General features: G+C 64.4%; 13 protein-coding genes. 5 read left to right on the forward strand and 8 right to left on the reverse strand.

Annotated features, from left to right (window positions below):
• The first annotated feature begins 24 nt into the window (after nucleotides 1-24).
• The 4 genes from HZF05_RS07195 to HZF05_RS07210 are packed head-to-tail and all read left to right on the forward strand — an operon-like array spanning nucleotide 25 to nucleotide 4,412.
• Nucleotides 25-321 carry a plasmid mobilization protein gene (locus HZF05_RS07195; protein ID WP_160363675.1) on the forward strand — a complete coding sequence of 99 codons (297 nt, stop codon included), beginning with the start codon at nucleotides 25-27 and terminating at the stop codon, nucleotides 319-321.
• Nucleotides 318-2,741, forward strand: a complete 2,424-nt coding sequence (locus tag HZF05_RS07200; protein WP_160363676.1) for a relaxase/mobilization nuclease domain-containing protein — start codon at nucleotides 318-320, stop codon at nucleotides 2,739-2,741. The genes HZF05_RS07195 and HZF05_RS07200 overlap by 4 nt, the downstream gene beginning before the upstream one ends.
• Nucleotides 2,731-3,033 (forward strand): hypothetical protein, encoded by a 303-nt coding sequence (locus HZF05_RS07205; protein ID WP_160363677.1) that lies wholly within the window; start codon nucleotides 2,731-2,733, stop codon nucleotides 3,031-3,033. The genes HZF05_RS07200 and HZF05_RS07205 overlap by 11 nt, the downstream gene beginning before the upstream one ends.
• Nucleotides 3,030-4,412, forward strand: coding sequence for a hypothetical protein (locus tag HZF05_RS07210; RefSeq protein ID WP_160363678.1), 1,383 nt, complete (start codon nucleotides 3,030-3,032; stop codon nucleotides 4,410-4,412). The genes HZF05_RS07205 and HZF05_RS07210 overlap by 4 nt, the downstream gene beginning before the upstream one ends.
• Nucleotides 4,413-4,578: 166 nt before the next feature.
• On the opposite strand, the gene HZF05_RS07215 is transcribed toward HZF05_RS07210, so the two are convergent.
• From HZF05_RS07215 to HZF05_RS07225, 3 genes are read right to left on the reverse strand one after another with little or no spacing between them, the layout of a single operon-like run.
• Nucleotides 4,579-4,998: a (R)-mandelonitrile lyase gene (locus HZF05_RS07215; RefSeq protein WP_160363679.1), complete on the reverse strand. Its 420-nt coding sequence runs from the start codon at nucleotides 4,996-4,998 to the stop codon at nucleotides 4,579-4,581.
• A 25-nt stretch (nucleotides 4,999-5,023) separates the two neighbouring features.
• Entirely contained in the window at nucleotides 5,024-5,350 is a 327-nt protein-coding gene (locus HZF05_RS07220) for a carboxymuconolactone decarboxylase family protein (RefSeq protein WP_160363680.1), read from the reverse strand.
• A 16-nt stretch (nucleotides 5,351-5,366) separates the two neighbouring features.
• A complete protein-coding gene (locus tag HZF05_RS07225; protein ID WP_160363681.1) occupies nucleotides 5,367-6,125 on the reverse strand; it encodes a glucose 1-dehydrogenase in 759 nt (252 codons plus the stop codon).
• 122 nt (nucleotides 6,126-6,247) lie between these two features.
• Here HZF05_RS07225 and HZF05_RS07230 point away from each other — a divergent pair, with 122 nt between their 5' ends.
• Nucleotides 6,248-7,141 carry a LysR family transcriptional regulator gene (locus tag HZF05_RS07230; RefSeq protein ID WP_160363682.1) on the forward strand — a complete coding sequence of 298 codons (894 nt, stop codon included), beginning with the start codon at nucleotides 6,248-6,250 and terminating at the stop codon, nucleotides 7,139-7,141.
• A 229-nt stretch (nucleotides 7,142-7,370) separates the two neighbouring features.
• Here the strand turns inward: HZF05_RS07230 and HZF05_RS07235 are convergent, their stop codons facing one another.
• The 5 genes from HZF05_RS07235 to HZF05_RS07255 form a co-directional block, all read right to left on the reverse strand.
• On the reverse strand, nucleotides 7,371-8,231 hold the full coding sequence (locus HZF05_RS07235; RefSeq protein WP_160363683.1) for a hypothetical protein: 861 nt from the start codon (nucleotides 8,229-8,231) through the stop codon (nucleotides 7,371-7,373).
• Complete coding sequence (locus HZF05_RS07240) at nucleotides 8,228-9,070, reverse strand: alpha/beta fold hydrolase (protein WP_160363684.1); 843 nt, start codon at nucleotides 9,068-9,070, stop codon at nucleotides 8,228-8,230. Before HZF05_RS07240 ends, HZF05_RS07235 begins: the two co-directional genes overlap by 4 nt.
• Before the next feature lie 30 nt (nucleotides 9,071-9,100).
• The gene (locus HZF05_RS07245) at nucleotides 9,101-9,874 is read right to left on the reverse strand and encodes an alpha/beta fold hydrolase (RefSeq protein WP_160363685.1); all 774 of its coding nucleotides are present in this window, start codon (nucleotides 9,872-9,874) and stop codon (nucleotides 9,101-9,103) included.
• An 88-nt stretch (nucleotides 9,875-9,962) separates the two neighbouring features.
• Nucleotides 9,963-11,387, reverse strand: coding sequence for a DHA2 family efflux MFS transporter permease subunit (locus HZF05_RS07250; protein WP_220129735.1), 1,425 nt, complete (start codon nucleotides 11,385-11,387; stop codon nucleotides 9,963-9,965).
• 17 nt (nucleotides 11,388-11,404) lie between these two features.
• Nucleotides 11,405-13,102: a CocE/NonD family hydrolase gene (locus HZF05_RS07255; RefSeq protein ID WP_160363686.1), complete on the reverse strand. Its 1,698-nt coding sequence runs from the start codon at nucleotides 13,100-13,102 to the stop codon at nucleotides 11,405-11,407.
• Between the last annotated feature and the right edge of the window lie 56 nt (nucleotides 13,103-13,158).

Below are 13,158 nucleotides of genomic sequence, written 5' to 3' on the forward strand. Positions count from 1 at the left end.
TTCTCGCTTGCAAGGAGGCAGAGGGTGAGCAGAAAACTGATCGACAGGCGCGTTTCGGTCACGCTGCATCTGTCACCGAGCGAGGCCGGGATGCTCGAGGCCGCTGCCGCCCGCGCCGGGCTGACGCGGCACGATCTCGTGCGCGCCCGTGTGCTCGGCGGCGTCATTGAGGACAGGCCGATGCTCGCCAGCCTCGCGCAGGTGATCGCGCTCCGCCATCGGCTCGATACGATCGGCGATTGCGATCCCGATCTGTGCGCCGGGATCGTATCGGCATTGCAAGATCTCATGGCGCTCGCCCGCGCGGAGAGCGCCCGGTGATCGTAAAGCTGATCCAGATGGAGCGGGGTCGAGGGTTTCGACCGCTGCGCGACGATGTCCATGCGCTGACCCGCTATGTCATCGACGCCGATCCATGGGCGATGGCGCTTGCGACACGCGACCGGGTGCGGTCGCTCAGCGAATATCTAGTCCACGCCGAAGCCAATGGCGTCGAGCCCGGCGAGAAGGCGGGGCACATCAGCACCCGCAATCTGGTCGGCAACGACCTTACCGACTGGCAGACCGAGATGCTCGCCGTCGCGCATGCCGCGCCCCGTGTCCGCTATCCGATGGTCCACATCATCCTCAGCTGGGAAGAAGACGAGCGCCCAACGGTCGGTCAGTTGGACGACGTGATCGACACCGTACTGGCTGTGGCAGGCCTGAAGGTCGCCAAGACGCTCGGGGCCGAGCATGTCAACACGCCCAACCCGCATCTGCATCTCGCATCGCTGCGCGTCGATCCCGTGACGCTCCGCGTGGACGGAAGCGAGTGGCTGCTCGAGGACCTCCATCAGGCGATCGCCATCCTCGAGGAGCGGCACGGCTGGTCCGCCAATCCGGGCGCGCTCTATTATGCCCGTGACGGTGCAGTGTACGATGCGAAGGCCTGCCGTTTCATCGACACGCCCGATGGCGAGAGGCGGGTTGATCCGGTCAGCGAAGTGATGGTCCGCGACGCCGATGGACGGTTCATTTCGCCGCGCGATCGGCGTGCCCTGTCCCATGATCTAATGGGCATCCGCGAGGATGTCCGTCGCGCCGCCGAGCGAGCCACGAACTGGCAGCAGTTCCATCGTCAGATGAACGACCTTGATGTCACCTATCGCAAGAAGGGAAGTGGAGCCCGCATCCATCGTGGCGACGTGTCGGCCAAGGCTTCGGCTGTCGACGACAGCCTCGCGCTCCGCCAGCTCGAAACGCGCTGGGGTTCGTTCGAGCCGGATGCGCGTGATCATGTGCCTGCGTTCGAAGCCTACCGCGACGCGCATAAGGCGCAACTGGCCCGGCTCAGGACAGATCGGGCTACGGCCCAGCAGGCTCTCGACGTGCAGACAACGTCTCGGCTGGCTGACACGACCATCGCAGCCAGCCGGTCAATACGGCAGGCGATACGTGCGGAGCATGACGCCGCGAAGGCGGCGATCGGGGTCGCCTTCGCTCTGGCGATCAAGGATTGTACGGCCGCGCGCTTCACCACCGCCGAGGCGTGGAGCAAGGCAGGAGCGCCGGCCTTGCCGCCGCCGGTCGCCTCACCGTCGCTGCTGATGCCGGAGCCGGGCGTGGTCGAGCGTGCCTGGTCACCGCCTGCATCGCTGCGAGCCGAGCATGTCGGCTGGGCGACGCGATATTATGACCATGCCGATCGGCTGGTGGTCAGCGACCATCGCAACCTGATCCTCGTCCATCGCCCCGCCGATCGGGACGGTCTCGACCTCGCTCTGACGATGGCGGCCGGGCGGTGGAGTCGCGTGCAGATCAGGGGCACCGACGCCTTCAAGGCGCGATGCGCGGATCGCGCCGCCGGCCTCGGCATCCGCCTGATCGACGAAATCGGGACGGCAATCGTTGCGAACCCCGCCCGGCCGCATACCGAGCGCGATCCCGCGAGGATCGCGCTGATCAAATCGATCGCCGAGCAACTCGATCGTCACCGCTTCCTTCCGCTTCGCGTCCGGCCGGGCAAGACTTCCTCCGAAACCGCGCCACTGTTCGAACTGCATGTCCGTGACGGCAGTCGGAGCGATCGTGATTTCCTGACGGCGCTCGACCGTATGAGCGAGGATGCGGAAATCCAGTCGATCCTAGCTAAACGCTATCGTGCGATGCTCGACGCGGCCAGGCATGAGCTGACGTCCGGCAGCGAGCGCAGGCCCGATACGAACCTGCACGACATCGGCACGCAGATGGTGTCCCGCGAGCCCACTTTCCGGGACGCTGTCGCTGTCGCACGAAAGGATCCGATGTTCGAGGCCATGCTGGCCGAAGTCAGGGACTTCTGGAATCGCAAGGAACATGAGGATCGGGAGGGGAAGGCGCTGGCTCGCCGGGAGCGTCAGCGCATCGTCGCCGCGTTCGAACCGATGTCCGGATCGCTCGGTCCTTCCGTTCGTCCAGCATATCGTTTGCTGACAACTGACCTCGCCGAGGGCCGCATCGTCCTCATCGCCGACCCCGAGAATTTGCGGGTCGGGCTGGCCCGCGGCGCCTCCCCCGATAACGCGCGGGCGGTCGCGCACGATGCTGCCGGGCATGACATGCTGCGCCAGCTCGCCCTAGCCCTGAATGATTGGCGACGCTACGCGGTGCTGGCGACATATGAGCCACTGCCGCCCCCAGGCCATGGCACGGTCCGCGATATTCCAATCCGAATCGATCGAGCCCCCTCGAACAAGCGAGGAGGTGTCGATGGCAGGTAACCCGCAACCCTGCTCGTCAGGCGCACCATCACCCGTGACGCCCGGCTGGATTTCCAGTCGCGGGCTCGGACTGATCGCCGCCCTCGCCGATCTACTCCTAGTCCGCGATCCCGGTCGATGGGGCGCGGGGCTCGCCCGACGGGCCATGTCGATCGCGATGCTGTTCGTGATGTTGGGCATGGCCCGGTTCGTGTCGCTGCGGGAGGATCGGGAGAAGGAAACCGGCGGACGAGCCAGGAAGGCACCGCCTCCGGTGGAGAATGAGCCCGACACGCAGATGCCGCTGCTATGACCGACGGGCGAATTTGCCCGAGCGAGTTTTCGGCTGAGATGGTTGCGCATGTGCGCGCCGTGCTCATGGAGAAAGCCGGTTCCCGCAGTGTCTCAAGGGAGATGACGGCTGCTCTCGTCGCCGTCCTCACCATCGACATGCGGATGGCGGGCGGTACGGCTGACACTCCCACCGACGACCAGATCGTCCAGTCTGCATGGGCTCTCAGGAAGGCCCTGGATGGTAAGAGCGCGGGTTTCACGCTGCCCCATGGCACGCCGGTGGTGGTCGGCCGCCCCGGAAGTCTCGAGATCGCCGGCCAGACGTATGTATGCCGCTCGCAACTCCAGGGGCTGCATCCCATCCAGACGGTCCCTCGTGACGCGCATGGCTTTAATCTGAGCTTCTTGCGTGGCTTCATCTATAGTGGAGCGTCATCTAGCTCGGCGAAGAACCTTGGCCTGCCGCTTCCCGTCCAGATCGGCGATCGAGGGATGATCCGCCACCTGCTTGACTTCCCACCACATCCCGAGCTTGGCGGTGCGATCCTCCGGTGCGACTTGGAGGACATCGACGCCGCCCGCTTCTGTTCGGCGCCCGGGCTCTCGATCGAGAGGTTCGCCAAGACCATCGTCAAGAGCGCGCAGTGGGTCTGGAGGCATCGTGCGCGTATCGCCAGCAGGGTCGAAGCGACGCGTAAGGCAGCCCAGTTGGGAATCGCCGCAGCCAGAAGGGCTGGCGCGAGCGTCGTGATCGCTGGCATCTGCATCGACGCGCGATCCATCGGACAATCGAAGGAGCCGACGCTCAACATAGATTATCACGGACTTGACGAGGCGCTCAGGCCCGGAAGGCTGACCGATGTTGTACGAGGCGATGAACCGGTAGAGAATCTACGTCTCTACAGGGCGCCCGTCGTGAATGCGTGTCGTCGCGTTCTGAAGTCGAGGCTGAGCATCTTCGAAGCCGACGGTTTGATCGATGATACGGCAGCCGCAATCGTACGTGGGGCACCAGAAGGGGAAGCTGCGGTTCTCCACCGGCTCAGCCGGGATCTAGAGACAGTCGTGCGGCTGCCTGGCACAATCGGTTCCGCTTACTTCAACCTCTTTTGGAGAGAGGGCGTTATCCGTGCGGAGCCAGCCACCGCGGAAGGCCTGACCTTGTGGCAAGGCGTTACCGAGCACGGGAGGGATGATAAGAGGGCCGAGGCGCTACTGAAAGTTGTACGGATGTCTGTGGGCGATGATGAATCAGCATTCGGGAATACGGATATCGCGGGCGCTGAGGACCGCCTCCTGCCCAGCGCTGGAATTCTGCTCGTCAACACTGCTTCGGGTATCATCTGGCGTGAGCCCGTCAACGAGGAAGAATTCAGAAGCGTCTGGGTCGAAGCATGACGGTGGCGACCACGGTTATCCAGCCTTTCCGGTCGGTCGCGCCATGGAGCATGTTGTTCACCGACCAGCGGGTTTCGGCGAGGGAGCCTGCCGGGCCGTTACCGACCAGATGTTGCCGTACGGTAAATTGGTTCGGCGTCCTGGAAGCTGCCACTTGCAGACTTGATCAGGATCCGCCGCTCGACCTTTGTCCGACCTGGTATTCGTCATCGGTGACCTTCTCCATCCAGATCACGTTCTTGCCGTCGAGCGCCTCCTGGATCGCGATGTGCGTCATCGCCGTGGTCGGCGTTGCGCCGTGCCAGTGCTTGTGGCCAGGAGGGCACCAGATCACGTCACCGGCGCGGATCTCGACGATCGGCTCGCCTTCGCATTGGGTCCAGCCGCAGCCGGCAGTTACGACGAGTGTTTGGCCGAGCGGGTGAGTGTGCCAGGCCGACCGAGCGCCGGGCTCGAAGGTGACCGCTGCGCAACTGTGCCGCGCAGGCTCGGGCGGCGCGTTGAGCGGATCGATCCGCACCGTTCCGGTGAAGTTGGCCTCGGGGCCCGTTTGCGAGGGCTGCGATCCGGCGCGCATGAGCTTCATGGTCTTGTCTCCTTGTCAGGCGCGATCAGACGCCAGATTCCTCGAACACCGCCTTCGCGATCGGAAGCGCGGTCATCGCCGGCGGCCAGCCGGCGTAGAAGGCGAGGTGCGTGATCGTCGCGATGATCTCGTCGCGGGTAAGCCCGTTCTCGATCGCCTTCTTGAGATGAAAAGGCATCTCGTTGGTCCGATACATCGCGATCAGAGTCGTGATCGTAACGAGGCTGCGATCGCGGGGCGTCAGCGCCGAGTCCTCCCAGACATCGCGAAACAGCACCTTGTCGGTGATCTCGGCAAGGTGCGGTGCGATGTCGCCGAACGAGGCTCGGGCGTTTGTCGGCTCGGTGGCCATGGTCAATCTTCCTCAATCAGTGCGCGACGAAACCACCATCGACCGGCAGCGCTACGCCAACGATCAGGCTTGCGGCCGGGCTGCACAGCCAAAGCACCACTGAGGCGACCTCCTCGGGCCTGCCGGCGCGACCGATCGGCTGATCGGCAAGGAACGCCTTCATCGCCTCGGGTTCGATCCCGTCGCCCATCGGCGTGTCGATGCAGCCGGGACAGATGGCATTTACACGGATGCCCTCTGCCGCGACGTCGAGTGCGGCGCTCTTGGTCAGCCCGATCACGCCATGCTTGGTGGCATGGTAAGCGGCACGGCCGGGCAGACCGACGAGACCGCCAAGCGACGAGCAGTTGACGATGGCGCCAGCACCCTGCTTCCGCATCTGGATCAGCTCGTGCTTCAGAAAGGTCCAGACGCCACGCAGGTTGACCGCATTGACCGCGTCATAGCCCTCGCCGGTCTCCTCCGGCATCGGACACATCGGCCCGAGGATGCCGGCATTGTTGTAGGCCATGTCGAGCCGGCCGAACTCGGCGATCGCCCGCCCGACCGCCGCCTTCGCGAGGTCTTCGTCCGCGACATCGCCGGCCAGCGTGATGGCCTTCCCACCGGCAGAGGTGATCGCACGGCCGATCTCCTCCAGCCGGGTTTCGTCGCGGTCAACGAGGACGAGCGCGGCGCCGGCCTCTGCGAACGCGCGTGCGGTCGCCGCGCCCATGCCGGAGGCCGCCCCGGTGACTAGGGCGACCTGTCCGTTGAAGTCGTAGGTTGGGTTCATGATCGATGCTCCTCGGGCGACGCCGTTCGCTGGATCATCTAGGCGCACGGGGACCGAGCGATTAGTCGCCATAATCGGGATGATCCTATAAGCGGAGCTTCTGGAACCGAGCCGGGGATGACATGCCGCGCGAAAGCATCGACGATCTCGAAGTGCTGCTCACTGTCGCGCAGGAGGGCAGCTTCACCCGCGCTGCTGCCAAGCTCGGCGTATCGCAATCGGCGCTAAGTCAGACGGTTCGCAGTCTGGAGGAAAAGATCGGGTTGCGTCTTCTCGACAGGACGACACGCAGCGTTTCGCCCACGCAGGCCGGCACGCGCCTGCTCGATGGCGTGGCCCCGCGTATCGCCGAGATCCGCGACGAGATCGCTGCCATCGGCGCATTGCGCGACAAACCCTCCGGCACCGTCCGCATCACGGCGGACGAGCATGCGGCAAAGTCCACGCTGTGGCCGCGGCTGGTCGACGTGCTGCGGGCCAACCCCGACATCGGCATCGAGATCGTCGTTGACTACGGACTGACGGATATCGTCGCGGAGCGCTACGACGCCGGCGTGCGCCTTGGCGAAATCATCGACAAGGACATGATCGCGGTGCCGATTGGTCCCGACGAGCGTATGGTCGTCGTCGGCTCTCCGAGTTACATCGCGAAGCATGGCGCGCCCCGGAAGCCGCAGCAGCTGGTGGATCATCGCTGCATCAATCTCCGGCTGCCGACGCGCGGCGGGCTCTACGTCTGGGAATTCGAGAAGGGAGGCCGTGCGCTGAACGTCCGCGTGGAAGGGCAGTGCGTGTTCAACAGCACGGGCCTGATGATCGACGCCGCTCTCGCCGGCTTCGGCCTCGCATTCGTGCCCGAAGCGGAGATCATGCCGCACGTCGCGCGCGGAGCTCTGAGGACGGTGCTAGAGGACTGGTGTCCCTCCTATTCGGGCTATCATCTGTTCTACCCAAGCAGAAGACAGCCCTCAGCCGCTTTTTCCGCCGTTATGGAAGCGCTCCGCTTCCGAACGTAGTTGAATGACCGGTTTCTCGGTTTCGCTGCCCAACATCGCCTGACCGTAAAGTCCCGCGAGCCGGCGTCGCCTATCGACCATAATGCGCCGCTCGCCGGTCGGGCTTCCAACGGCGGCCTATGCCGGAAGCTGCCGCTCGCTTGTTGCGAAGCCGTCTGGCAGCAACGCGCTCCAATGTAGGTCGCTCGATGCCGATGAGATCTGACTCGAAAGCAGATGGGGCATTTGTTTACGCGGCCCGCATCGCCAGACAAGCAAGACCAAAAGTCGTGAATACCAAAACGAAATCCTGCAGGAAGAACTGGCTCATGCTGAGTAGTCCGGCTGCGGCGGTCGCGCCACTTAGAGGACCGAAGACGAACATGGCAATGAGGCTGCCGCGGACCAGAAGTATAATTCCGGCATGACGCGCCAAGCTCCGAAGCAACGGTCCGTTTCGGCCCGCCAGGAAAGCGACAGCGAGGCAGGCGCTGACCGTTTCAAGAAACGACACGTAACTCGGCACAAGCACGTTCGGCCCGTATGGCATCCTGTAGGCCTCGGGTCGGGCGTAGGCGGACGCCCAGTCGCGCAGCGGCGCGAAGACAGTATGGATCAGAGGTTGGATTGCGAAGATCAACAGCGCGGTCAAAGCGACGGCCGCAATCGCTTGCAGCGCGGGCCTCCGCATCTGACGCGTCAGTGCGACGACGGCACCGGCCAGGGCGAAATTGATCGCAAGCTGCTCTGCGAGTGAAGCGGCGCGCGCGATATACCCTGTGGTCGTCACCCCTTCCATGAGCGCGCCGCGGACGACGCCGTTCAGAGCCGAGAAGAGCGTCCCCAGGACGACCCAAAGGCGCGCCGCGGCCCAGTGCGGGCGGTTCGCGGCGAGCATGCCCGTCAGCAGCACCGCCCCTAGCACCTGGGAGAAGGGATACAGCATCGCGATCCGGCCGGGATTGGTGGTCATGGCGGGATAGGGGATGTGCAGAATCTGAAGCATCACCACATGGACGCTTAAGCTCAGGATCACGCAGATCGGGGCTCCGAACGCGAGTAGGGCCAGGGCCGGGGTGCCCGTGCGACCCGTTCTTTCCAACACGGTCATGTGCGTCGATCGAAATCGATCAGAATTCGAGCGACGGCATCAGGCTGGTCGAGCGGGACGAGATGGCCGGTGGCTTCGATAGGGATCACTTTGAGATCCGTCGCGACAGTCTCAAGCTGCCGGGCGATGGCGTCGCCGACCACGCCGCCAGTCATCGCCAGCACCGGCATCGACAACGGCGCTACGGCGATCGCATCGCGGATGAGGCGCGCGTTGGCGGGAAGTGTACGATATAGTTCGAAACCGCTGCGCAGCGCCGTACGGCCGGTATAGGCGGCGACGAATTTCTTGCGGAGATCGGCTGTCACGTTGCGACCGCCGTTGCCGTCATTGTCGTAGAACCAGGTGAGATACTGCGCCTCGCGCCCCTCGACCACGCTTTCCGCGAGGCCCGGTATAGCGTGAAAGCCGAACCACCACGGCACGCCTCTGGCGAGAAAGTCCTCCGCTCCGGGCAGGTCGCCGATCAGGCTCTCCGACAAGGCGAGGCAGCGAACGCGCGCGCGATGGCGGAATGCCAGCATCAGGCTCACCGGAGCGCCCGCATCGAGCCCCGCGACGAGAGCGTCGTCAATACCGAGCGCGGCGAGGATGCCGGCCATGTCATCCGCAAGCGTCGCGATATCGTAGCCGCTGTCGGAGGAGGTGCTGCCGCCTATTCCCCGCAGATTGGGGGCGATGACGCGGTAGCCCCTGTCCGCGAGTCGCGCGCCGACCCCTTCCCAGATGCGCCAGTCATGCGGCCAGCCGTGAATCAGCAGCGCGGCCGGTCCCTCGCCGGCGGTGGCGAGGACCAGCTCCGTGCCGTTGGTAGCGATCCTTTGCTCGCGAAAGACCATGGTTCAACTCCTTTCAGGTCCGCGGCCTCTTCAGCCGCGTCCCGCTGCGTCGAGGATCAGTCCGGCGATTTCGCGCGGATGCGACAGCAACGAGACGTGGCTCGAGCGAAGTTCGATGGTCTTTGCGTTCATTCTCTTTGCCATGAACCGTTGAAGGTCGGGATCGATCACACGGTCCTGGGTCGAAACCGCATAGAAAGACGGTTTCGATCGCCACGCGGCGTTCATGGCCCTGCCCGTCGTCAACGTCTTCCGAAACGGCCACTGCGCCGCATATAGCGCGCGAGCCTTTGCGCGCGGCAGGTCCGGTGCAAAGTCACGAAGAAACGCCTCTTCGCTCAAACGTCCCTCGTCACCATCGAAGACGATCCCTGTCGATGCCGGCGGCGAGGGATATCTGGCTGCAAGCGCGGCATAATCCTCACCCGCATCGGGAGCGCGGGCCGCAACATAAACCAGCGACGAAACATTTGGATGGGTGCCGGCGTCGGTCACGATCATGCCGGAGAAGGAATGGCCGACGAGAACGGTCGGGCCAGTCTGGCGATCGAGAACCCGGACGCAGGCGCCCACCGCATCGGGCAGACTGGTCAGCGGATTCTGGACGGCGGTGACGTTCAGACCACGCGCCTGCAGGATCGGAATGACGTCTATCCAGGACGAACCATCGGCGAACAGGCCATGGACGAGTACCACATTGTCGGCTCGTTGCTTCGGTTTCGTCGCACCGAGTGCTGCGCTTGCGCCCAGAGCGACGCCGCTGGCCAGCAAAGCGGAAGTAAAATCACGACGGTCGAATTCCATAGCACTTCTCCTAACGTCCATAGGTTCAGGCTGTTCGCCGACTGAGCCGGCCGCGGCTAAAGCAGGATGGCGACTCCGTTCGCGTTCGTCATGCGTTTCTTTTCAGCGCGGCGGCGCCTCGTGCCGAGGAATGCCCGGCTGGCGACCGTGTTATCACGATGGCGGCCACCGCGATCAGGGCGGCCGGTGCGGCAAGACAGAGACTGGAGTGATGAAACCGCGTCAACGCGCTCATCGACCCGCCTCTTCCATAGACGCTGGCAATAAGCGCGGTCCCGAAGGCGGCCCCCAGCCTTTGAAAAATGTTGAGGATCGGCGCTGCGTGGCTGAAATGCCGACGCTCGACGATCGCCAGTCCGGCGATCATCGCCGGTGTCGTTGCCAATGCCACCCCGAAACCGCGCACGGCGATAAGCAGCTCGACCGAAACATTACCTGCCTGAGCCCCGATTATGGCCAACGGTATCGTGGATAGCGCGGCGAGAATGCCGCCCGACACGAGCACGAGGCGGGCGTCGTATCGGTCGGTGAGCCATCCCGCGAACGGGAATCCGACCATCGAGCCCAGTATCTGAGGGATCAGTGATACCGCAGTCGCCTGCAGCGTTTCTCCCCGAACCTCCATGAAGTATAGCGGAAGCAGAAACTGACCGCCGAAACTCACCGCTCCGCCGATCGCCATGATCGCCGCACAGGCGGCGAAGCTGCGGTCGGCTAACAGGTTGAGGTTCAGCAGCGGTGCATCGGCACGCAGCGTACGAATGCTGAAGCCGACAATCAGGAGCACTCCCGCCACCAGGGTGCCCACGCGCCACGAAAGCGCGCCCGGCAAAGCGCCGCTCGTTACGCCGAGAAGCGTCAATGGCAGGCCTGCAAGGATCAGCAGCGCGCCGATCCAATCGAGCGAGGGTGAGCCGCCGGTTTCTAGTTTCGGCAAGAAGCGCAACCCCAAACCCAGCGCTACGACGCAGAGCGGCACCGACGCCCAGAACATCGCTCGCCAGCCGCCATGATCTACTATCAGCGCACCGAGCGACGTGCCGAGCAGCGGCGCGACCACGATGACGATTCCTATCATGCTTATAATGCGCCCAAGCCGCTGGCGATTGACGACGAGGCCGATGATCGTCTGCCCGACCGGGACCAGCAATCCGCCGACCAGCCCCTGTACCATACGCGCGCCGATCAACGCGGCCATGTTCGGCGCCACCGCGCAGGTCGCCGAGGAAACTGCAAACAGGGTAAGGCCGATCAGCCACAATCGCGTTGGCCCGACGCGTCGCGAAGCCCACGCGCTCATAGGAACGCCTGTGGCCAATGCGAGAAGATAACCACTCACCAGCCATGCCGACGCCGCCTCCGATGCGTGCAGATCCAACGAGAGCGCCGGGAGCGCGGCGTTCGTCATCGTCGACGCGAGCATGGTCGTGAACGCGCCGAGCATTGCGATGCCGGCGCGGAACCACATCGTGGCAGCCGACGTATCGTCGACACTCTCTTCGATCCGGGTCATGGCGACGCGCCGCGTGCCTAGAGGTAGCGGAGCACCGATGGCGGGACGACCGGAAGCATCAGCGTCGCAGGGGCGTCCAGCCCGGTGTGAAGCTTGACTTCATTGTCGAACAACGCGGCCGGGCGGTCGACTGGATCGTCATGGCCAGGCCCGTTGCCGCGCACGGTCAACTGCAGCCGGTGTCCGGCAGGCAGGTAGAGACAGCCCGGCCGCAACGCGACGTGGACCTCGTAGATTTGCCCCGGCACCAGGGGTTCGGCATGGCGATGGCTAGGCCATGGGGCGCCGATCGTGCTCCGCTTCGGCTCCAAGGCGCGGTGCGAGGCGCGCTGCCACCCCACGGTCATAGAGGTGAGGCCACCCCGATGATCGCGAAGCTCCACCCGCTTGCCCTCCGCATCGACGGCATCTAGCACTAGGAAAAGGTCGGCATCAGCCGTGTCGGAAGAGAGCTGGAGCGTCGCCGCGATCGGCCCTGCGACGAGTATGTCCTCGTTAAACGGTGCAGTTTCGAAAACGAGGCCATCGCCGCCCGCTTCGAAGCTTGCCTCCGCCCGTCGCATCGGCGGCCGGTCGGCGAGGCGCAGCCCAGCCGCATCCAGATGCAGCTTGGTCCAGCGCGTATCCGGTATCGGCCACCCATCCGCGACCGCGATCCGGCTGCCGCCATCGGCCTGGCGGACCGCCAGTTGCACCGGCGGCTGCGAAAGCCAATCGCCCTCTCCCTTAAGATAGTGATCGAAGAAGCGCTGCTGAAACGCCACGAACGGCGCGTCGTCGAACTGGCCGCCGGCGTGGATTTCGAGCCGCTTCTCCCGGCTGGCACACTCCAGATACCCACGGATCGTGCCCGCCAGATGGAGATCATGATCGGACCAGTCCGCGCTCGCCAGCAGCGGCACGTCGACCGCTTTCAGGTCTGGCGTGCGAACGCCGTAATAATGATCGTCGTCGAAAGGATGCGTGCGGATATCCTCGACGATATCGGCGCGGTTGGCGACCAGCGTCTCAACATCGAGGCACGCGCCGGCGATCGCCAGACCGTTGTGTGGATTGACGCCGGCGTCGGCACCGTTCTGGACCGGGAGTGCGAGCTCCGGATACCAGAAATTCTCCCAGAAACGGTACAGGATGCCGCCGTGACGCGTGGCGTCCCGATACCAGTCGCTCCAGCCGTGCCATACGCAGATCGCCGCCAGATGCGGCGGCTTCAGCGCGGCGACCAGCCATTGAGACATGGCGTAATAGGACTTGCCGCACAGCCCGACCTTGCCGTTCGACCAAGGCTGCGTGCCAGCCCACTCAATGCACGCGGCATAGTCGCGGATTTCCTGCGGAGAGAGCGGGTCGAGCCGACCTGGCGAACGCCCTGAACCCCGTGAATCGACGCGAACACAGACATAACCTGCTGGCACCCAGTGAAGCGGATCGACGACTTCCCAAACCCGGTAATCGTCTGAAGCGATGTCGTCGCCTGATCCGCCGGTCATGGCGTCCGCAAGATCGGCGCCGGTCAGATCGTCCTGCTTCAGCAGAGGGTGTCGTTCGCGCTGGGCGAGCAATCTCTGCCGGAACCGTTCGATCGGCAGTCCCTTGCCATACACTCCGTGCGTCATGATTACCGGATATAGACCCGCGCCATCAGGCCGAAAGACATCGGCGCGCAGCAGCGTGCCGTCTTCCATGGGGATGGGAACGTCCCAATCGATCTGCATCAGGATTCTCCTTATGGAGGCATCAGGCGCTTACGGACCAATCGACGCCGACGCGC

The sequence above is a fragment of the Sphingomonas chungangi genome, assembly GCF_013778325.1.
Classification (GTDB): Bacteria; Pseudomonadota; Alphaproteobacteria; order Sphingomonadales; family Sphingomonadaceae; genus Solisphingomonas; species Solisphingomonas chungangi.